18 protein-coding genes are annotated in these 20,325 nt (G+C 31.8%); 14 read left to right on the top strand and 4 right to left on the bottom strand.

Annotated features, from left to right (window positions below; genetic code table 11):
- Positions 1-35: 35 nt before the first annotated feature.
- The gene (locus ABD715_RS08915) at positions 36-1,205 is read right to left on the bottom strand and encodes a hypothetical protein (RefSeq protein ID WP_344787822.1); all 1,170 of its coding nucleotides are present in this window, start codon (positions 1,203-1,205) and stop codon (positions 36-38) included.
- 132 nt (positions 1,206-1,337) lie between these two features.
- Here ABD715_RS08915 and ABD715_RS08910 point away from each other — a divergent pair, with 132 nt between their 5' ends.
- The 4 genes from ABD715_RS08910 to ABD715_RS08895 are packed head-to-tail and all read left to right on the top strand — an operon-like array spanning position 1,338 to position 8,583.
- Positions 1,338-4,622 (top strand): DUF1553 domain-containing protein, encoded by a 3,285-nt coding sequence (locus ABD715_RS08910; protein ID WP_344787821.1) that lies wholly within the window; start codon positions 1,338-1,340, stop codon positions 4,620-4,622.
- Between the two features lie 5 nt (positions 4,623-4,627).
- The gene (locus ABD715_RS08905) at positions 4,628-6,091 is read left to right on the top strand and encodes a DUF1501 domain-containing protein (protein WP_344787820.1); all 1,464 of its coding nucleotides are present in this window, start codon (positions 4,628-4,630) and stop codon (positions 6,089-6,091) included.
- A gap of 5 nt (positions 6,092-6,096) precedes the next feature.
- A complete protein-coding gene (locus tag ABD715_RS08900) occupies positions 6,097-7,182 on the top strand; it encodes an NHL repeat-containing protein (RefSeq protein WP_344787819.1) in 1,086 nt (361 codons plus the stop codon).
- A 3-nt stretch (positions 7,183-7,185) separates the two neighbouring features.
- On the top strand, positions 7,186-8,583 hold the full coding sequence (locus tag ABD715_RS08895) for a c-type cytochrome domain-containing protein (protein WP_344787818.1): 1,398 nt from the start codon (positions 7,186-7,188) through the stop codon (positions 8,581-8,583).
- A 2-nt stretch (positions 8,584-8,585) separates the two neighbouring features.
- On the opposite strand, the gene ABD715_RS08890 is transcribed toward ABD715_RS08895, so the two are convergent.
- Entirely contained in the window at positions 8,586-9,371 is a 786-nt protein-coding gene (locus ABD715_RS08890; protein ID WP_344787817.1) for a TerB family tellurite resistance protein, read from the bottom strand.
- Between the two features lie 387 nt (positions 9,372-9,758).
- Here ABD715_RS08890 and ABD715_RS08885 point away from each other — a divergent pair, with 387 nt between their 5' ends.
- The 6 genes from ABD715_RS08885 to ABD715_RS08860 all read left to right on the top strand — a co-directional run bounded on the left by ABD715_RS08885 (position 9,759) and on the right by ABD715_RS08860 (position 13,519).
- On the top strand, positions 9,759-10,169 hold the full coding sequence (locus tag ABD715_RS08885) for a BrxA/BrxB family bacilliredoxin (RefSeq protein WP_344787816.1): 411 nt from the start codon (positions 9,759-9,761) through the stop codon (positions 10,167-10,169).
- Positions 10,170-10,277: 108 nt separating this feature from the next.
- Positions 10,278-10,670 (top strand): hypothetical protein, encoded by a 393-nt coding sequence (locus ABD715_RS08880; protein WP_344787814.1) that lies wholly within the window; start codon positions 10,278-10,280, stop codon positions 10,668-10,670.
- A 27-nt stretch (positions 10,671-10,697) separates the two neighbouring features.
- Positions 10,698-11,435, top strand: a complete 738-nt coding sequence (locus tag ABD715_RS08875) for a lysophospholipid acyltransferase family protein (RefSeq protein ID WP_344787813.1) — start codon at positions 10,698-10,700, stop codon at positions 11,433-11,435.
- An 11-nt stretch (positions 11,436-11,446) separates the two neighbouring features.
- Positions 11,447-12,445: an acyl-ACP desaturase gene (locus tag ABD715_RS08870; protein WP_344787812.1), complete on the top strand. Its 999-nt coding sequence runs from the start codon at positions 11,447-11,449 to the stop codon at positions 12,443-12,445.
- A 16-nt stretch (positions 12,446-12,461) separates the two neighbouring features.
- Positions 12,462-12,800 carry an avidin-fold protein gene (locus tag ABD715_RS08865; protein WP_344787811.1) on the top strand — a complete coding sequence of 113 codons (339 nt, stop codon included), beginning with the start codon at positions 12,462-12,464 and terminating at the stop codon, positions 12,798-12,800.
- A 62-nt stretch (positions 12,801-12,862) separates the two neighbouring features.
- The gene (locus ABD715_RS08860) at positions 12,863-13,519 is read left to right on the top strand and encodes an HD domain-containing protein (RefSeq protein ID WP_344787810.1); all 657 of its coding nucleotides are present in this window, start codon (positions 12,863-12,865) and stop codon (positions 13,517-13,519) included.
- Between the two features lie 37 nt (positions 13,520-13,556).
- Here ABD715_RS08860 and ABD715_RS08855 read toward each other — a convergent pair whose 3' ends face one another.
- Entirely contained in the window at positions 13,557-14,435 is an 879-nt protein-coding gene (locus tag ABD715_RS08855) for an AraC family transcriptional regulator (protein WP_344787809.1), read from the bottom strand.
- 638 nt (positions 14,436-15,073) lie between these two features.
- Here ABD715_RS08855 and ABD715_RS08850 point away from each other — a divergent pair.
- From ABD715_RS08850 to ABD715_RS08840, 3 genes are all read left to right on the top strand, one after another.
- Positions 15,074-15,697 (top strand): hypothetical protein, encoded by a 624-nt coding sequence (locus tag ABD715_RS08850; RefSeq protein ID WP_344787808.1) that lies wholly within the window; start codon positions 15,074-15,076, stop codon positions 15,695-15,697.
- A gap of 415 nt (positions 15,698-16,112) precedes the next feature.
- Entirely contained in the window at positions 16,113-16,727 is a 615-nt protein-coding gene (locus ABD715_RS08845; protein ID WP_344787807.1) for a hypothetical protein, read from the top strand.
- A gap of 423 nt (positions 16,728-17,150) precedes the next feature.
- Positions 17,151-17,762: a hypothetical protein gene (locus tag ABD715_RS08840; protein ID WP_344787806.1), complete on the top strand. Its 612-nt coding sequence runs from the start codon at positions 17,151-17,153 to the stop codon at positions 17,760-17,762.
- A 55-nt stretch (positions 17,763-17,817) separates the two neighbouring features.
- On the opposite strand, the gene ABD715_RS08835 is transcribed toward ABD715_RS08840, so the two are convergent.
- Positions 17,818-18,897, bottom strand: a complete 1,080-nt coding sequence (locus ABD715_RS08835) for a PA0069 family radical SAM protein (protein ID WP_344787805.1) — start codon at positions 18,895-18,897, stop codon at positions 17,818-17,820.
- 290 nt (positions 18,898-19,187) lie between these two features.
- Here ABD715_RS08835 and ABD715_RS08830 point away from each other — a divergent pair, with 290 nt between their 5' ends.
- A complete protein-coding gene (locus tag ABD715_RS08830; protein ID WP_344787804.1) occupies positions 19,188-20,321 on the top strand; it encodes an MBL fold metallo-hydrolase in 1,134 nt (377 codons plus the stop codon).
- The last annotated feature ends 4 nt before the right edge of the window (positions 20,322-20,325 follow it).

Here is a 20,325-nt window from a genome sequence, read left to right as displayed (position 1 = left end):
TAATAGATTGGTTTTTAGATGTTAAATAAATGTTTTTAATGCTTGGTAATTTCTTCTAAATGAAGAATTTTCGAATTTAGTTCCATTCTATCTACACCGCTAACCTCAAACAGTATTTTGTAATTTTCAGGTATTTTTCCAAATTTTTCTAACATGGTGTTTTCTAAATCTTTTGCTAGTTTTAAATCTGTAAAATGCTTTAAACTTTGAGAAGCTCCGGTATCCCAAATGCCACCAAAAAGAATAATATTGTTGTTGTTAGGTCCTTTTACCTTTAAAATTACAGCATAATCGGTGTGGTACTCGTCTGCATTACCTTTGGGCGTGTATTTATAAGTTTGATTGGTTTTTTCGTCTGTATATTTTAGCTCGCTTTTATTTAAAGTAAACCCTTCATTACCTAAATAATCTTTAAAAATACCTAAGGTTTTTAACATGCCAACAACAATAAGATTATTATCAGATAGTTCTTTGGGGTTAAACCTAGACATGGTTCTTATAATAAAGTCTTTATCTACTTGAAAAAACACTTTGCTTAAATCTTTAACCCAAGTAACGCTATTTCTTATAAGAAAAGCATACGTTAAAGGTTCTACATCTGTAGGCTTATTATGTTTTGGTAAAACCAGAGTTTCAAATTCTTCAATCGAATTAATTTCTGGTTCTCTAATAGTTTTTAATCCACCCTTTATAGAGTCTTTTTCATTATAAATAAATAAATCGCCCAAAACTAACATGGTAGATTTATCGTTTTTTAAAATGTTTGTCCATAAAGCGGTATTAGAAATTTTATTGGGTTTATAATTAATAAAAATAGTGGGAATTATAACAAACGATAAAAGCAGTAGAATGTGCCATTTTTTAAGACCGATAGCTTTTTTTTCTTTTACTTTCTTTGTGAATTTTACTTCGTAACTCCCCTTAGGAATTTCAAGAAAAACCTCATCATTAATTCCTTCATTTTCATAATACTTCTTGAGTTTTTTTCTTAGGTTATAAATGTAAACTCTTATTAAAGTGCTTTGGGAAGGATCGAATCTTTCTTTTCCAAAAATTTCGCTAGCTATAGTTGTTTCTTTTGGAATATTAGCTTCTAAGGAGCAGGTAACAAGATATTTTAACATGTTAGCATATGTATCCGATCGACCAAACGACTTACTCGCTATAATACCATCAACTATGCTTAAATAGTGCTCTTTATTCATGTAAATGCCTAAAAACACAAAGATAAAGATTAATTATTAACAGTTAACGAAACTGTTTTAAACCCAAATTCGTGTTAGTCAAAACTATATATTTGAAAATGTTGGTAAATCTAATACAAATAAATTAATCCTATGTTAAACACAGGAAAAGACATAAGAATATTATTTAGAATGGAAAAATTAAAGTTTTATTTAGCGGTTTTTTCATCCATTATCATGTTTTTTGGATGTAATAAAAACATGCCTGAAGCGGTAGAAAATGCTTATGATAAACTTCCTGATTATGTAGATTTTAACTACCATGTAAAACCTATTTTATCAGATAAATGTTTTGCTTGTCATGGCCCAGATACGAATAATCAAAAAGCAGGATTAAGATTAGACATTCCTGAAAATGCATACGAGGTTTTAAAAAGTGGAAAACAAGCCATAGTTTCTAAAAAAACAGGAAAAAGTGAGGTTATACATCGTATTTTTTCTGAAGACCCAGAAGTTATAATGCCTCCTCCAGAATTTAATGTGCCATTAACAAAAAAAGAAATGGCTACCATAGTCAAGTGGATAGAACAAGGTGCAGAATACAAACCACATTGGTCTTTTATTAAGCCAAAAAAGAGTGCGGTTCCAGAAATTAAAAATGAATCTTGGGTCAATAATAACATCGATTACTTTGTTGCAAATACATTAGAGCAAAAAGAATTATCGCCTTCTAAACGCGCAACAAAAGAAACCTTAATAAGGCGTTTAAGTTTTAGTTTAACGGGATTGCCTCCAACGTTAAATGATATTGAGCATTTTGTAAAAGATACTTCTAAACTTGCCTATGAAAATTTAGTCGATAAGTTTTTAGAGTCTCCCGATTATGGCGAGCGTATGGCTGCAAATTGGTTAGATGTGGCTCGCTATGCAGATAGCGATGGTTATTTAGATGATAAACATCGCGATTTTAGTCCTTGGCGAGATTGGGTTATACATGCTTTTAATCAAAATATGCCTTATAATGAATTTGCAACTAAGCAACTTGCTGGCGATTTACTGCCAAATGCTGATAAAGAAAGTATTCTGGCTACTGCGTTTAATAGATTGCACAAAAAAAACTCTGAAGCAGGCATTGTTTATGAAGAATATAGAGCCGAATATGTTGCAGATAGAACCGCAACAGTAGGAAAAGCTTTTTTGGGTTTAAGTGTAGAGTGTGCCCGATGTCACGATCATAAATACGACCCTATTAGCCAAAAAGAGCATTATCAACTTTCAGGCTTTTTTAACAGTACAAACGAAATTGGAACAGCTATTTATGGGCCAGATCAAACTCCAGGACCTTCGCTACTTTTAACCGATGATGAACAAGGAAAACTTATAGCTTATTTACAAGAACGTCTTGGTAACCAAGAAAAGAAACTGATAAAGGTTAAAGCCAACGAAAAAGAAAATTTTAATTTATGGAAATCTAGAGCTAATGCCATATATAATGATGTGGCATTAGAAGCTAAAAAAGGCTTAGTAGATTATTATCCTTTTGATGATTTTAAGAATGTAGGGAAAGGAGTTTTTTATAGCCCAAGTAAAGTATCAAGTAAAAAACAAGCCACTTTAAAAAATCCGATAATTAAAGAGGGAGCAATACATAATGCTGCTTTTTTAGACGATTATACTTCTATTAAGTTAGAACAGAAAACAGGATGGTTTGACCATACAGATGCTTTTTCAATTTCCTTATCATTATTTCCAGATAAGGTTTATGATAACGCTGTAGTTTTTCATCATTCCGAAAATATTCGTCTTGGACTAAAAGGGTATTCTATGTATTTAGAAGGTAATCGCTTAAAGTTTGTTATGGCATTTTCATGGCCAACAAATGCTATTGAGGTTGTGTCTACCCAACCCATTCCAGAAAAAGAATGGACTAATATTACAATATCGTATAATGGTTCTGGTAAAGCAAGTGGTATTAATATTTATACCAACGGATTAAAAATACCATTAGAAACAAACATAGATAATCTTTATAAATCTATATTATTTAAGCCTAATGTACATACATATGGATTTCAAGGTTTAAGTTTTGGAAACTTTTTTCAAATACCATCTGTAGTTAAAAGTGGTGTGGACGAAATTAAAGTATACAATAAAAAACTTACTGGTCTTGAAGTATTGTATCATCAAAATCCAAAGCGATTAAAAGATGTTCTTAAAAAATCTATTTCAGGAAAAAATGAAGAATTGCTAGCAGAGTATTATCATGATAAATTAAATTTATCTGCTCGTCAAATAAATCAAAATCTTCAAAAAACAAGAAAAATACTTACGGGGCATTTAGACAGTATTCCAGAAATTATGGTGCTTGGAGATTTGCCAACACCTAGGCCAACTTATGTTCTTGATAGAGGAGCTTATGATGCTCATGGTGAACAAGTAGAACCAGGTGTGCCCGAAGCTGTTTTACCTTTTAACAATAATTTACCTAAAAATAGATTAGGGTTAACCCAATGGTTATTCGATAAAGATAACCCATTAACTGCTCGGGTGTTTGTAAATCGTATTTGGCAAATGCATTTTGGAAAAGGAATTGTTGCTTCTTCTGAAGATTTTGGTAATCAAGGAAGCTTGCCATCACATCCCGAATTATTAGATTGGTTAGCTGTTACCTTTATGGAGTCGGGATGGGATATTAAAAAATTACATAAATTAATTGTGATGTCTTCAACCTACCAACAGAGTTCTAAGGTTAGTAAAGCATTGCTTGAAATAGATACCGATAATGTATTATTGGCAAGAGGGCCAAGCTATAGATTGTCTGCAGAAATGATTAGAGATAACGCATTGGCAGTTAGTGGTTTGTTGTCTAAAAAAATAGGTGGACGCAGTGTGTATCCTTATCAACCAAAAGGATTGTGGGACGAAATTAGTAGGAAAAAATGGCGGTATAAATATTTGCAAGAATCGGACGAAAATCTTTATAGAAGAAGCTTATACACAATATGGAAACGATCTTCTCCTCCACCCTCTATGGTTATTTTTGATGTTGGAGACCGCAGTGTGTGTAGTGTAAAACGTAGAAATACAAGTACGCCACTACAAGCTTTAGTGTTATTAAACGATCCTCAATTTTTAGAAGCTCATCGTGTTATGGCAGAGCATATTATAAGTACACATAAAAACGACTCTGTTAAACAATTAAAACAAGCTTTTAAATTAGGTGTTGGCAGAAATCCAGATTCTAAGGAGTTAAATCTTCTGCAAAAATTTTATAAAGATGAGGTTAATCGGTTTTCTACCTCGAAAGCAGATGCTAGTAAATATTTAAGCATTGGAGAGTCTAGTTTAAAAAAAGATATCGATATCGTAAAAACAGCAGCGCTAGCAACAGTAATAAATGGCATTATGAACACAGCAGATAGCTATACAATGAGATAAAAAATATGGACGATTTAACAAAACATTTAAAATTTGCAGATACTCGAAGAGGTTTTCTTAAAAAAGCATCATTAGGCTTTGGTTCTATAGCGCTTTCCTCCATGTTGGGGCCAACGGGAGCTTTTGCAAACAATTTAATAGGAGGTAATAATTCAAATATTGGCGGTCTTTTAAATGGTACACATTTTCCTGCCAAAGCAAAGCGTGTTATATATCTTTTTCAAAGTGGAGCGCCTTCGCAAATAGAAACTTTTGATTATAAACCAACTCTTGCTAAATGGCATGGTAAAGAAATACCTCCGTCGGTTAAAGGGTCTCAAAGAAACTCTGGTATGGTGGCTAATCAAAGTTCTTTTCCTTTGGTTAAATCTATTTACAATTTTAAACAACATGGGCAATCTGGCACATGGATTAGTGAATTATTTCCCCATACTGCAAAAATGGTTGACGATATATGTGTTATTAATTCCATGTATACAGAAGCTATTAATCACGAACCTGCAGTTATGTTTATGCAAACCGGTTCTCAATTAAGTGGTAGGCCATCAATTGGTTCTTGGTTAAGTTATGGCTTAGGAAGCGATAATAAAAATCTTCCTAACTATGTGGTATTATTGTCTCAAAGTGGTGGGCAACCTTTAACCTCTTCGGCATGGAGTAATGGCTTTTTGCCATCGCATCATCAAGGTATTCAATTTAGATCTAGTAAAGACCCTGTTTTATATTTAAATAATCCGCATGGTGTTCATGATAAAGATAGAAGACGAGCTTTAAATTATATTAAAAGTTTAAACGAAAATCAATTTGATATTTGGAAAGATCCTGAAATTCAATCTAAAATAAATCAATATGAAATGGCTTATCGTATGCAAAACTCTGTTCCAGAGGCTGTAGACACCAAAGAGGAGCCAGATTATATTTATAAGTTGTATGGAGAAGATGCTAGAAAACCTGGTACTTATGCAGCAAATTGTTTGCAGGCGAGACGCTTAGCAGAGCGCGATGTTAAATTTATTCAACTTTACCATACCGGTTGGGATCATCATGGGGGTTTGCCAAAAGGTATTAAAAATCAAGCTAAAGCTACAGATCAAGCAACTGCAGGTTTATTGCAGGATTTAAAACAACGCGGTCTTCTAGAAGATACCCTTGTTATTTGGGGAGGCGAGTTTGGAAGAACCAGTTTTTCGCAAGGAAAATTAACAGCTACTAATTATGGTCGAGACCATCATCCTGGATGTTTTTCTATGTGGATGGCGGGCGCTGGAGTTAAACCAGGAATTACCTACGGAGAAACAGACGAGTTTAGTTATAATGTGGTTAGAGATGGTGTACATGTGCACGATTTTCAAGCTACGTTGCTTTATTTATTAGGTATAGACCATGAAAAATTAACTTTTAAACACCAAGGAAGACGCTATAGACTAACAGATGTACACGGACATGTTGTTAAAGATATTTTAAGCTAATTGATATGAAAAAATCAGAAACTACAAGACGTCATTTTATAAAGTCAACAGCGGTAGCAACTATTGCAACAGCTCTAATTTCTCCTACTGCTGAAGCTTTTAATATACTACCTTCTAGACCAAAATTATCATCAACAATTCTTGGTCATGGCGAATTTAAATATAAGTTAGAAAAGGCTTGGGGAAATTTAAACCCTAAAAACCATCCGGTTAAAAACTGCCACGAAATGGTTATGGATGCTAAGAAAAGACTTTTTATGCTTACCGATCATCCTAAAAATAACATGCTTATTTATGATAAATCTGGGAAACTTTTAAATAGTTGGACTTTAAACTTAAAAGGGGCTCACGGACTTACTATTCATGATGAAAACGGAACCGAATTCTTATACATTACAGATGCGTCAAACGGAAGGGTGTTAAAAACAACTTTAAATGGTAATATTGTTTTTGAGTTTAGCAATCCGAAAGCCATAGGCATTTATAAGGCATCTCAAAACTATAAACCCACAGAGACCGCTATAGCTCCAAACGGAGATATTTATATTGCAGATGGTTACGGGTCGCAATTTATATTACAGTATAATAGTAAAGGTGAGTTTATTAGAAAATTTGGAGGTGATAGTTTTTTGCAACCTAATAAGTTTAAGCAAGCTCATGGTGTAGCTATTGATAATAGAGACCCTAATAACCCTACATTGCTTTGTAGTGCTAGAATTAAAAATGAGTTTAAACGTTTTACTTTAGATGGTAAATATTTGGAGTCGTATTACATTCCTGGAGCCTATGTTAGTAGGCCAGTAATTGATGACGATATGTTGTATTCTGGTGTTTGTTTTGGCATGACAAAAGGAAATTACAACATGCAAATGAATCAAGGTTTTGTTACCATTTTAAATAAAGAAAATAAGGTGGTTTCTAACCCAGGAGGCAGTAAACCAAAATACAAAAAAGGAGCCTTAGATATAATTTTACAAGACAAACCTATTTTTAAGCATTGCCATGATGTTTGTGTAGATGATGATAAAAACCTTTATATATGCCAATGGAATGCTGGTGGTATATACCCGTATAAATTACATCGTATTTAAACCATGAATGAGTTAGATAATGTTCCGGATTTTGTTATTTTTTTAGGCAGATTTCATCCTTTATTAGTGCATTTACCAATTGGTGTGCTAATTATTGGTATTCTCATGTACTTTCTTGCTAAAAAAGAGAAATTTCAACACTTAATAAAATCAGTGCCTTTTGTTTTGGCATTAGGCGCTATTAGTGCTGTTTTTACTTGTGTTTTGGGTTATTTGTTGTCTTGTCAAGGTGGATATGATAACGATACTCTTTTTAATCATAAGTGGTTAGGTATAGGCGTTACCGTAATTTCTATACTTGCTTATTACTCGAGTGTTTGGGTAAAAACGAAAAAGAATAACTTAGTAAACTCTATAATTATGGTTGTCATTTTTATAGGGTTAGGTTTTACTGGGCATTTAGGCGGAAATTTAACTCATGGGTCTACTTACCTTACGCAATATGCTCCAAACCCTATACGAGCTGTGGTTGGTTTGCCTCCTAAGGCAGAAGCGCGTCTTGCTGTTACGGTTTTAGATTCTGCCGATCTGTATTTAGATGTTGTTCAACCTTTAATTGCTAATAAATGTATTAGTTGTCATAATACGGATAAATTAAAAGGCAATTTATTGCTAACTTCTCATGCTAACATGCTAAAAGGTGGTGAAAACGGACCTAGTATTGTCGCTGGGAATTTAAAAGAAAGTGAGTTGTTTAATAGAATTACATTACCCCAACATCATAAAGATTTTATGCCTCCAGAAGGTAAGCGTCCTTTTTCTGATGAAGATGTAAAACTTATTGAATTCTGGATTTTAAATGGTGCCAAACCCAATGGTTTATTAGCAAACCTAGAGCTTGAAGATGAGCAAATAGAACTTTTTGAGAATTTTTTAGGCTTAAAAGGTACAAAAAGTAATAGTTTAAATGCGGTTGTTAATCCAGCAGATTCTACTGTTATTAGTGCTCTTAGAGCAAAAGGTTTTAAAATTAAAACCATTAGTAATACAAGTAATTTGTTAGGTGTAACTGTGCCTTATGGCGAAAACAAAGCGGCTAAACATATTAAAGATTTGCTTTCTATAAAAAAGCAGATTGTTTTTTTAAGTCTTAATAGTTTAAATATTAAAGATGAAGATCTTAAAACTATTGGGCAGTTAGAATTATTAACCAAGCTAAACCTACATTCTAACTTTAGTATTTCAAGTCAAGGCATATCATACTTAACCAAATTACAAAATTTAGAGTCTTTAAATATTTACAACACCCAAGTAGATAATGAAGCGCTAAAAACAATTGCTAATTTAAAACGTTTAAAACGCCTTTATGTTTGGAATACCAAAATGACTCAAGATAAGGTTGAGGTATTTAAAAATGCAAATAAAAGATTAATAGTTAGTTATGGGGTGTCTGCTTTATAAGCTTAAAACTTTAGTTCCTTTTGTAATTGCTCGTAAGCATCTTGTACTTGTCTAAATTTTTCTTTGGCTCCTTTTTGGTGTTCTTTACCTAGGTGAATAACCCGATCTGGGTGATATTTTTTTGCCATAGTACGGTATGCTTTTTTTACTTCTGCTATGGTAGCGCCTTTTTCTATTTCTAATATTTTATAAGCATTCTCGCTACTGTTGTAAAACATGGCTTTTATACTTTCGTAATCTCTGGCGCTTATGCCTAAATAGCCAGCAATGGTGTAAATTTGTTTTACTTCGTCTTCGGTAACATTACCGTCTGCTTTTGCTATTCCAAATAAGAAATGCATAAGTTGCAAACGCGAAGCATGATCCATCATTTGTCTTATTTGCAAGCATACTTGGCGAGTAGAGATATTGTTTTGCTTGTTTATATTTTTAAATAATTTAAAGGCATGGTTAGCACGATCTTTACCATACATACCAGCAAATTGGGTGCGTACAAAGTCTAATTCGCGTTTGTCTTGTACGCCATCTGCTTTTATAACTATAGATGCGAGTATTAATAGGCTAACTTCGAAATCGCCCGATTGTGTTTGTGGGCGTTGTCTTGGTTGTGTTCTATATGTTGTGCGACGTTGGCTACTTTGATTTGGTTGCCCTTGCCCTATAAAGGGACTGTTTTTTTCGTCTGTAAATGCATCTACTACGCTACCAAGAGCTAAGCCTAAAATGGCTCCTATTGGTCCGCCAAACGACCATCCTATAGAGGCGCCTATCCATTTTGAAAAACCCATGTTTTTTTTGTTGTTTTTATGTTTTCAAATATACTATTGTTAGTTGACTTTTTTTAGCATTTGTTACAGTAGTGTATTTGTAGGCTTGCGTTTTTTGTTTTTCTGGTATATTGTTACTTGCTTTTTCTAGATTACTGCCTATAGTTGGTTGGCTTGCGTAAAGGATAGAAGCGACATCCTTTTTTGTGAGATTATCTTTTTTTGATTAAAATGACCTAAAATTAGGTGTTGTTTTTAGGGTGGTACTGAAACTTTGTCACCAAAAAGATATAGCGTATAGCCTGACCTTATAACGCCATAAGCGTTTTAAGGGTACGCCCAAAACATTTTTGCATGATTTTTGATTAACTTTGCATAGTATTAATTATAAAATAAAAATTTAAAGATATGTATCCAGCAGAATTAGTAAAACCAATGCGTGAGGATTTAACCAAAGTAGGTTTTGAAGAATTACAAACAGCAGAAGCTGTAGAGGCTGCATTAGCTAAAGAAGGAACTACTTTAGTGGTAGTAAATTCTGTGTGTGGTTGTGCTGCTGCCAATGCGCGCCCAGGAGCTAGGTTGAGTTTAGAAAATAAAAAACGTCCAGATAATATAACAACTGTTTTTGCAGGTGTAGATAAGGATGCTGTAAATGCTGCACGTGTACATATGGTTCCGTTTCCTCCAAGTTCGCCATGTATGGCTTTATTTAAAGATGGGGAGTTGGTGCATATGTTAGAGCGTCATCATATTGAAGGAAGACCAGCAGAGCTAATTGCAGAAAATTTAATGGATGCTTACAATACACATTGCTAGACACTTTGTTAGTAAAAGATTAATTAAAACCACGATTTATCGTGGTTTTTTTATGTTTTAACGCAACCTTTTTAGCTTGCTTACATCTTATATTTAAACCTAACTTGAATGAAAAAGTATTTATTAATTGTTTTAGTTTTATACTTAATTGTTGTTGCTTTTAAGTGTGAAAGCGACGATGGTTTAGTAACGCAGGAAGATGAGCAAACAGAATTAAGCATTTTAAAAACAGAAATTGAAACTTTAGCAAATACATCTATTTGTAACGAAACTACAACTTGTAAATTTATTGCCTTTGGAGATAAACCTTGTGGTGGACCATGGAGTTACTTGCTATATTCTACATCTATTAATACAAATGAGCTAGAAAATTTGGTTGAGGTTTATAATAAAAAGGAAAAAGAATATAATACAAAATGGGGTGTTATGTCTAATTGTGCAATTGTTACAATGCCCACAAATGTAGAATGTGAAAATAACCACTGCGTAGCTGTCTATTAAATTTAAGTTTTTGCTTATTTTTGGGGCATGTTAAAATTATTGTCCTATCCGCTTACCTTTATTTATGCCATAGCGTTTTTAATAACCATATTGGTGTTTCACCCTATACAAGCATTTTGTTACCGTGTTTTTGGGTATCAAGCCCTAAAAAAAAGTGTTGATGCGTTGCAGTTTTGTTTAATGCGCTGCTTAAATATTTTGGGAACACGTATTACGTTTAACAATCCGCACAATATTGGTACAGATCAACCTATTATTATTGTTGCAAACCACCAAAGTATGTACGATATATCTCCTATTATTTGGTATATGCGCAAACATCATCCTAAATTTATTAGCAAAATAGAATTGGCAAAAGGGATTCCGAGTGTGTCTTATAACATTCGACATGGCGGATCTGTGGCTATAGACAGAAAAAACCCAAGGCAATCTCTACCTGCTATTATGAAATTTGCAGAATATATAGAAGAAACTAACCGTGCAGCTGTTATTTTTCCTGAGGGTACACGTAGTAAAACAGGAGAACCAAAACCTTTTCAAACAAAAGGCTTAGAGATTTTGTTAAAAAAAATACCCTCGGCATTGGTTGTGCCAATTACAATTAATAACAGCTGGAAAACAGTACGTTACGGTAAATTTCCTATGGGTTTAGGAACTCACATTACTTTTACTGTACATAAGCCTTTAAAAGTTAGTACCTTTGCTAATAGACAAGACCTTATTAATAGTGTTGAAAACACCATTACACAACATATAAAATATTAAAAACATACAAGATGGCTTTAAAGAATAAGAGATTTGAAGTAATGCAGTTTTTAGAAAAAGACATCGATGCATTAGTAGAAAAGTATTTAATTCCTGTTGAAAAAATATGGCAACCAACAGATTTTTTGCCGAATTCTGAGACAAATACAGAGTCGTTTTTTGAAGATGTTCGAGAAATTAGAGAATTAGCAAAAGATTTACCATACGATTTTTGGGTGGTTTTAGTTGGTGATATGATTACCGAAGAGGCATTACCTACTTACGAGTCTTGGTTAATGGATGTTGAAGGTGTAGACCAAGTAAACGGGCAAAGTGGATGGGCCAAATGGGTACGCCAATGGACCGCAGAAGAGAATAGACATGGCGATGTACTTAACAAGTACTTGTACCTTTCTGGGCGTGTAAACATGAGAGAGATTGAGATTACTACGCAGCATTTAATTGCAGATGGTTTTGATATTGGCACCGATAGAGATCCATATAAAAACTTTGTTTATACTAGTTTTCAAGAACTAGCAACTTATGTGTCTCATAACCGTGTAGCTAAATTAGCTAAAGATGTTGGTAATAAGCGTTTGTCTAAAATGTGTAAAATTATTTCTGGAGACGAGATGAGACATCATCACGCTTATTCAGAATTTGTAGAGCGTATTTTTGAAGTAGACCCTAACCAAATGATGATGGCTTTTCACCATATGATGAAGCAAAAAATAACCATGCCTGCTCATTTTTTAAGAGAAACGGGTGGTAAAATAGGATCTGCTTTTGAAGAGTTTTCTAACACTGCACAACGTATTGGTGTTTACACTTCTATGGATTATATCGATATTTTAGAAAAACTTATTAAGCGTTGGGAAATTGATAAAATTGGTAACCTAAACGACGAAGCAGAAAAAGCTAGAGATTACCTTATGAAGTTGCCTTCTAGAATGACGCGTATTGCAGAGCGTATGAAAATTCCAGAAAACTCTTTCCAGTTTAAATGGGTAGAGCCTGCAATAATTAAATAAACACTTTTATTAAAAGGTGATAAACTATAACAATAAACGTTTTAGGCCGGTTTCTAGCTCGAAAAATAGCGAAACCAGTTCTGAAACGTTTTTTTTATATAAACAAGAAGGACATATTTTAACGTCTCATTATAAAGGTGGGCATATTGTTAAAGGGCATTTAATAGGTTTGGTTGATGCCAACGGAACTATAAATATGAGATACCACCAAATTAACTCTGCTGGAGAGTTAATGACGGGTATTTGTACATCTAAACCAGAAATACTTGCTAATGGAAAAATAAAGCTTCACGAAAGTTGGCAATGGACGAGTGGCGATTTATCTAAAGGCACATCTGTTTTGGAAGAGGTTTAGATAAATTTTTAATTGATAAGTAAATTCCTTTTAGTACAAAAAGGAATTTTTATTTTTATGGCATGATATCAGAAAAAGAACAAATTAGTAAAACCATTGATTTTGTAAAGGAAACCCTTAAAAATGCCGAAGGAGGACACGACTGGTTCCATATAGAGCGTGTTTATAAAAACACGTTGCTTATTGCCAAACAAGAAAAGGTTAATATGCTTGTGGTGTGTTTAGGTGCTTTGCTTCACGATATTGCAGATAGTAAGTTTTATAACGGAGACGAAACCGTAGGCCCTAAACTAGCAGCCGAGTTTTTGGTAAAACTTAATGTAGACTCTGTTACTATAGAGCATGTGGTTAAAATTATAGAAAATATATCTTTTAAAGGCGGTAATATAAATCAGGCGTTTAAATCTCCAGAATTAAATGTTGTACAAGATGCCGATAGGCTAGATGCTATTGGTGCTATTGGTATTGCACGTTGTTTTAATTATGGAGGCTTTAAAAACAGAGCGCTTTACGACCCAGAAATTAAACCAAATCTTAATATGACTAAAGCAGAGTATAAAGCATCAACTGCACCAACCATTAATCATTTTTACGAAAAATTATTGCTTTTAAAAGACAGAATGAACACTAAGACAGGAAAAAAAATAGCCTTACAAAGGCATGAATTTATGCTTGAGTTTTTAAATCAATTTGATAAAGAGTGGCAGGGAGAAAAATAAGTTTAGTCTCATAAAGCCATTAATTATGAAGTTGTATTTATTTTTGCTGAATAATTAATTTTATTTCTTTTCTGTAGTTAGAGGCACTTTTACCTGTAATCTCGTTAAACTGCTTGTTAAAATGCGAGAAGTTATTAAAACCACATTCAAAACAAACATCGGCAATACTCATTTGGCTTTCGTTTAATAGTTTGGTAGCGTGTACCACTCTATATTCGTTAACTAATTGTGTAAATGTTTTTCCTGTAGCTTTTTTAAAGTATCTACAAAAAGCAGGAACTGTCATGCTTACTTCGTCTGCAATTTCGTCTAAAGTAATATGTCTTTGAAAGTTTTTATTAACGTATTTAAAAATAATATCAATTTTAGCACTGTCTTGTGGCTCGGCTTCAAAAGCAAAGCCATCTGCGTTTAATAGTGCGTAATCGTCTGTTTTGGCTAAATAATTTAAAATTTCTAAAAATTTAATAACACGTTTCATACCATCGTGCTCTAAAAGTTTTTCAATTTTAGGTCCAATTTTCTTTTTGGCATCAATTTTAAAACGAATACCTTTTTTTGCTCTTTCAAATAAAGCAATAATGTTAGCCATTTCTGGAACATTTAAAAAATCATCACCTAAAAAGTTAGATTTAAATTGTATTGTAGTTTCTGTTCCGTTTGCTGTAAGTCTATCGGTAAAACCATTATGTGGTAAATCAGATCCTATTAATATAAGTTGGCTATTGTTAAAATAAGATAAATGATTGCCAATATGTGTTTTACCTTGTCCTTTGTTTATGTATATAAGCTCGAGTTCTGGGTGAAAATGCCAGTAAGCATCGTTTTTATCTACTTTATCTACGTGTTGTTTAACCAGTATGGAACTACCAAAACTTGGGCTAAGCTTCTTTAAAGTGGGTTTCTTATTAATCATAGTAGGTTTTTTAGGTACAAAATTACTATTTATTATGCATACATTGTATATTTAATTAACCCTAATATATGCTATTTTAACTTATCATTATATTAACGTTCGTTTAACAGTTAATTTAGCATACAAATAAGCTAAAATTGATGTTATCTATTACTCGAATGCGTTATATATTTGTAGTGTTAATTGTTAGTAACATTTATTTAAAGAATTAAACAACAGTTAATATTAAAAGTAAAAATAATTAAAATATATATAGCTGTCAAATAGAGATAGATAGCGATTAAAGAAATTCATTAATAATTGATTTTAATGTCTTATTTAGTTTAGTTGGTAAAGTGAGCTGTGGTGGCTCACTTTTTTTTTGTCTTAATTTTTATATTCTCGTTTCTCAATAAATTAAAACCCATTCTAATTAATTTTTATTTACAATAGTTTTTAAAAGGGTTAAACCTATATAGAATTCTAAAAACATAGATTTAAATACACATAATTACCCTTAATATATGCTATATTAACTTAACGAGGTGTTAACGTTATATTAACAGATAATTTAGCATATAAATATGTCAATCTTAATGTTTTGTAGCTTTTAAAACCACTATACATTTGTAGTGTCAAAAAGGTTAAAAACCAATATTATGAAAAACGTAATCACACACACGAAAAAAGGATTCTTAATGGTAACAATGTTTGCTACCTTGTTAAGTTTCGCAAAAGAGTCTTCATTATCTATTATTAAAAATGATGACAAAAGAACATCGCTTACTTTAGAAAGTGTAAAAAAAGGAAATTTACTGTCTATTAAAGATAACAAAGGTATTGTATTATATAAAGAGCTTATTGAAGCTTCTGGTATTTATACTAAAGGTTTTGATTTAACTACATTGCCAAATGGTGCTTATGTATTTGAGCTAGATGGTGAAGTAGAAATTAAAACAATTCCTTTTACAGTAGAATCTAGTAAAGTTGTATTTGATAAAAATTTAGAGGAAACAACTTTTAAACCATTTGTAAGAGTAGATAATGATTTAGTATTTATATCTAAGTTAGCGCTTCATAATGAAGAATTAAAAATTGATGTTTACTTTGAAGATTTAAATGGAGACTATACATCTAATCCTGTTTATACAGAAACAATTAAAGGAACAAAAAAGATAGAAAGAGTTTTAAAATTAAAAACTTTAGGTTTTGAGCAAAAAGGGAATTACACAATTGTTTTAAAATCTAACGGAAGAGAATTTACACAATACATTAATATTTAATGTCTTATATTTAGTTTAGTTTAGTTTGTAAAAGTGAGCTGTGGTGGCTCACTTTTTTTGTGCTTAATTTTATAGATAGCACTTTATTATTTATTTAAACTTTAATGTTAAAACAAAAAACATCTTTATTAAAGATGTTTTTTTGTTTTAAAAATAGTTGCCAGAATAAAACAAATAGATCGCTTTCTCTTTTTTTGTGTTTTAAAAAATATAATCTGTTTTAAAATAATACTTTTTTAAATAAAAAAATAATCTGCCTACATGCTAAAATTATGCTCAATTACCCCTATTATATACTCTTTTAATTGGGGAAATAAAAAGTGATAATTTAGCATATAAATGCATCAATTTCAGTGTTTTGTGTGTTTTAAAAGCGCTATATATTTGTAGTGTAAAACGTTAAAACCTATAAATTATGAAAAACGTAATCACAAACACAAAAAAAGGATTCTTAATGGTAACAATGTTTGCTACCATGTTAAGTTTCGCAAACGAGTCTTCATTTTATACTATAAAAAATGATGCTAAAAAAACCTCTCTTACTTTAGAAAGCGTTAAAAAAGGAAGCTTATTATCTATTAAGGATGGTAACGGACTTATTTTATATAAAGAATTTATACAGAAATCTGGAGTATACACTAAAGGTTTCGATTTATCTACATTGCCAAATGGCACTTATGTTTTTGAGTTAGATAGCGATGTAGAAATAAAAACTATTCCGTTTACTGTAAAATCTAGTACTGTTGCTTTCGAAAAAGATTTAGAGTTAACTATTTTTAAGCCAGTAGTAAGAGTAGAAAACGATATGGTATTTGTATCTAAACTAGCACTTAATAAAGAAGATTTAAAAATAGATGTTTATTTTGAAAGCATGGATAGCTTATATACTTCTACTGCTGTTTATACAGAAACTGTAGAAAACACAAAGAAAATAGAACGTGTTTTTAAACTAACTGGTTTAGATGAAGGTAGATACAAAATGGTTTTTACCTCTGAAGGAAGAGAATATACAGAGTACATTGGTAAATAATGTTCTAGAAAATAATTAAGTTATTAAAAGTGAGCTGTGGTGGCTCACTTTTTTTTCGTCTATTTTTTAGTAAAAAAATATTTTTAAAATATTCGTTTATTTGGTTTTAGTTAAGTACACGATCACTTAAAAAATAAAGTACTTTTTGGATTAAATGCAAGCACATTTTCCTTTTTAGTGTTTTACAATATTTGCTGTTTTTTAAAAAAGCAAATTTTATTATAGAACCAAAAAATATAATTACAAAAGCTTAACGTATACATCTAAATATGCTTAATTAACCTAATTATATTCTCTATTAATTTACATAAATAAAACATAAAAATAATAGATAATTTAGCATATAAATACATCAATTTCAGTGTTTTACATGTTTTAAAGGCGCTATATATTTGTAGAGTAAAACGTTAAAACCTATAAATTATGAAAAACGTAATCACACACACAAAAAAAGGATTCTTAATGGTAACAATGTTTGCTACCTTGTTAAGTTTCGCAAACGAGTCTTCATTTTTCTCTATTAAAAATGATGCTGAAAAAACATCACTTACCCTAGAAAGTGTTAAAGAAGGAAATTTATTATCTATTAAAGATGAAAACGGAATTATACTATATAAAGAACTAATCCAGAAAACGGGCACTTATACAAAAGGTTTCGATTTAACAACACTTCCAAAAGGAGACTATTTGTTCGAATTGGATGGCGATTTTGAAATTAGTACTATTCCCTTTACTGTAAACGAGGGTGTTGTAAAGTTTAATCCAGATCTAGAAACAAAAACTTTTAAGCCTTTTATAAGAGTTGAAGGCGATATGGTATATCTTACAAAGCTGTCTTTAAACAAAGCGCCTTTAAAAGTTGAAATTTACTTTGACAACGGACTTTATATTGGAGAAAAAGAATTAGTACATTCTGAAATTATCGAAGATGAAAAGAATATTGAAAAAGCATATCGACTAACTGGTTTATATAGAGGCTCTTATAAAATAAGTGTAATCTCTGAAGGTCGAGAATTTATAAAAGAAATTAATTAACCAAACCACCTTATAACCTAGTTTATTTAGAGGAGGCCGCAAGGCTTCCTCTTTTTTATTGAAAAAGGTTTAATTGTCCAGTTTTAAAAGATTCGTGCAGAGTTGTATTTAGTTTTTTTTGCACCACTTTATCTTTAAAATATTTGCGCTTAGCAAGTTTAATAAGGTTGTTAATTTGTTCTGCTATTTTACCTTCTCCTCGCATTCTTGTGCCATATCTGCTTTCGTTTAAAGTACCACCATGGCAACTTTCTATTTGGTGCAATACTTTATTGGCTCTATCTGGCATTTTTTTTTCTATCCAATCTGTAAACAATGCGCCTATGGCTCCATTTAGTCTAACTATAGTATGCCCTATAGAAATGGCACCATTATTTGCTGCAGCTTTTGCTAATGGTAAAATTTCGTGACTGTTAATGGATGGAATTATAGGTGCAATCATCACATTTACAGGAATACCATTATCGCTTAATATCTTAACGGTTTCTAAACGCTTTTTTATAGAGGCAGTTCTTGGTTCTAGTATACGTCTTGTTTCTTCAGATAAAGAGGTAATAGATATACTTACACCAATTAAATTGTCTTTGGCTAAACTTTTAAGTAAGTCTAAGTCTTTTAAAATTAACGCATTTTTGGTAATAATGCCCACAGGGTGTTTGTATTTTAAAAATACTTTTAGGCAAGCTCTTGTTATTTCGAATTGATTTTCGGCAGGTTGGTAACAATCTGTATTGCCAGACATAACTATGGTTTGCGCTTTCCAGCTTTTCTTTTTAAGTAAGTTTTCTAATAATTTTGGAGCGTCTTTTTTTACTAGAATTTTACGTTCAAAATCTAAGCCAGCACTATAACCCCAAAATTCGTGGCTATTACGCGCATAGCAATACACGCAACCGTGTTCGCAGCCTTGGTAAACATTCATAGAGTATTGCATGCCAACATCTGGGCTATTTATTTTATTTACTATAGTTTTAGGAAAAACGTTTAAATATTCAGTTTTGTTATGCTCTACTTGTTCGCCTTCTTTATTGCAAAATTCTAAAAAGTCGTCGCGCATTTCATGACTTAGTTCAAAAAAACGATTGCGTACATTAAGCTGTGCGCCTCGTCCTTTTATGGCAGATTTCGAGTTCATTTATAGTAAATTAAGGGTCGATTACTTGTTTTTGTAGCACTATAAAATTAGCTATTAATTGTATTTAAAATTGTTAAAGCAAAAATGGGTTATTAACAAAATTTGAAAAAAATGAATAGGTTTTTTAAAATACAAACCAGAAAAAAGTATTAAACTATTGGTAATTAGAATACATTTTAACCTTTATATAGTTTTATTTTTGCATTATAATTAATTGATAAACAGAAGTGTTTATTAGGTGTAGCTTTTTTAATTAAAATAAAAAGATATATTAAGAGAATTTAAATAAAATGTTTAAAAAAACAGTAAAACGATTGATGATTACAACACTTATTATAGTTGGTTTTTTTGTAGTAGTATATTTGGTTTTTACAAATTTCTATCCAAGTTTTGGAGGCAATGTAACCAAAGAACAACAGCTTTTTTACGCTTCGTCTAAGCAGTTTAAAAATGGTAAATTTAATAATACAAACCCAGTTCCAAAAGACTTAAGTTTTCTAGAAACCTTAAAATTAGCATATGCCTTTTTTACAACAAAAGTGCCTAACGGAAGACCTAAAGCAGATTTAAAAGCGACAAAAATAGACTCTGTAAATGTTGCAAATTATAAGGGTGAAGCACGATTGGTTTGGTTTGGTCATTCTTCGTTTTTATTACAAATAGAAGGTAAAAATATTTTGTTAGATCCTATGTTTGGTAAGGTTGCTGCTCCATTAGAAATTCTTGGCGCTAATCGTTTTAATACAGAATTTCCTTTAGAAATAGAAAAGTTACCTCAAATTGATGCGGTTATTTTTTCGCATGATCATTACGATCATTTAGATTATCAATCGGTTTTAAAATTAAAAAATAAGACCAATCATTTTTATGTTCCGCTAGGTGTTAAGGCTCATTTAGAGGCATGGAATGTGTCTTTAGATAAAATTTCTGAATTAGATTGGTGGCAAAATATACAGTTTGAAGGTATAAATTTGGTTTGTACGCCTGCACAGCACTTTTCTGGTAGAAAGTTAAATAATGGACAAAGTACTTTGTGGAGTTCTTGGGTTATTCAGTCTAAAAACGAAAATATTTACTTTAGTGGCGACAGTGGTTATGCGTCTCATTTTAAAGAAATTGGAGCAAAATATGGGCCTTTCGATTTGGCATTAATGGAGTGTGGGCAATACAATGAGATGTGGTCTGATATCCATATGATGCCCGAAGAAACTGCACAAGCAGGTATAGATGTAAAGGCAAAAAAGATAATGCCTATACATTGGGCTGGCTTTAAACTTGCTTTGCACGAATGGACAGACCCTATTAAACGTGTAAAAAAAGAAGCCGAAGCACTAAATATAGAGGTAATTACACCTGCAATTGGTCAAGAAATAAGGGTTAAGAATTCTGTTAATAATTATAGTAATTGGTGGGAAAACCTTTAAATTG

Origin of the sequence: Postechiella marina (assembly GCF_039538365.1) — a bacterium.
GTDB classification, from domain to species: Bacteria; Bacteroidota; Bacteroidia; order Flavobacteriales; family Flavobacteriaceae; genus Postechiella; species Postechiella marina.
The sequence above is the reverse complement of the archived record's forward strand: the minus strand, read 5'-3'. Positions and strand labels throughout refer to the sequence as shown.

Coding starts and splice junctions, on each gene's coding strand:
- ABD715_RS08900 (WP_344787819.1), top strand. CDS start 6,097: ATGAAAAAATCAGAAACTACAAGACGTCATTTTATAAAGTCAACAGCG.
- ABD715_RS08850 (WP_344787808.1), top strand. CDS start 15,074: ATGAAAAACGTAATCACACACACGAAAAAAGGATTCTTAATGGTAACA.
- ABD715_RS08845 (WP_344787807.1), top strand. CDS start 16,113: ATGAAAAACGTAATCACAAACACAAAAAAAGGATTCTTAATGGTAACA.
- ABD715_RS08915 (WP_344787822.1), bottom strand. CDS start 1,205: ATGAATAAAGAGCACTATTTAAGCATAGTTGATGGTATTATAGCGAGT.
- ABD715_RS08890 (WP_344787817.1), bottom strand. CDS start 9,371: ATGGGTTTTTCAAAATGGATAGGCGCCTCTATAGGATGGTCGTTTGGC.
- ABD715_RS08835 (WP_344787805.1), bottom strand. CDS start 18,897: ATGAACTCGAAATCTGCCATAAAAGGACGAGGCGCACAGCTTAATGTA.
- ABD715_RS08840 (WP_344787806.1), top strand. CDS start 17,151: ATGAAAAACGTAATCACACACACAAAAAAAGGATTCTTAATGGTAACA.
- ABD715_RS08870 (WP_344787812.1), top strand. CDS start 11,447: ATGGCTTTAAAGAATAAGAGATTTGAAGTAATGCAGTTTTTAGAAAAA.
- ABD715_RS08830 (WP_344787804.1), top strand. CDS start 19,188: ATGTTTAAAAAAACAGTAAAACGATTGATGATTACAACACTTATTATA.
- ABD715_RS08885 (WP_344787816.1), top strand. CDS start 9,759: ATGTATCCAGCAGAATTAGTAAAACCAATGCGTGAGGATTTAACCAAA.
- ABD715_RS08860 (WP_344787810.1), top strand. CDS start 12,863: ATGATATCAGAAAAAGAACAAATTAGTAAAACCATTGATTTTGTAAAG.
- ABD715_RS08910 (WP_344787821.1), top strand. CDS start 1,338: ATGTTAAACACAGGAAAAGACATAAGAATATTATTTAGAATGGAAAAA.
- ABD715_RS08875 (WP_344787813.1), top strand. CDS start 10,698: ATGTTAAAATTATTGTCCTATCCGCTTACCTTTATTTATGCCATAGCG.
- ABD715_RS08855 (WP_344787809.1), bottom strand. CDS start 14,435: ATGATTAATAAGAAACCCACTTTAAAGAAGCTTAGCCCAAGTTTTGGT.
- ABD715_RS08895 (WP_344787818.1), top strand. CDS start 7,186: ATGAATGAGTTAGATAATGTTCCGGATTTTGTTATTTTTTTAGGCAGA.
- ABD715_RS08905 (WP_344787820.1), top strand. CDS start 4,628: ATGGACGATTTAACAAAACATTTAAAATTTGCAGATACTCGAAGAGGT.
- ABD715_RS08880 (WP_344787814.1), top strand. CDS start 10,278: ATGAAAAAGTATTTATTAATTGTTTTAGTTTTATACTTAATTGTTGTT.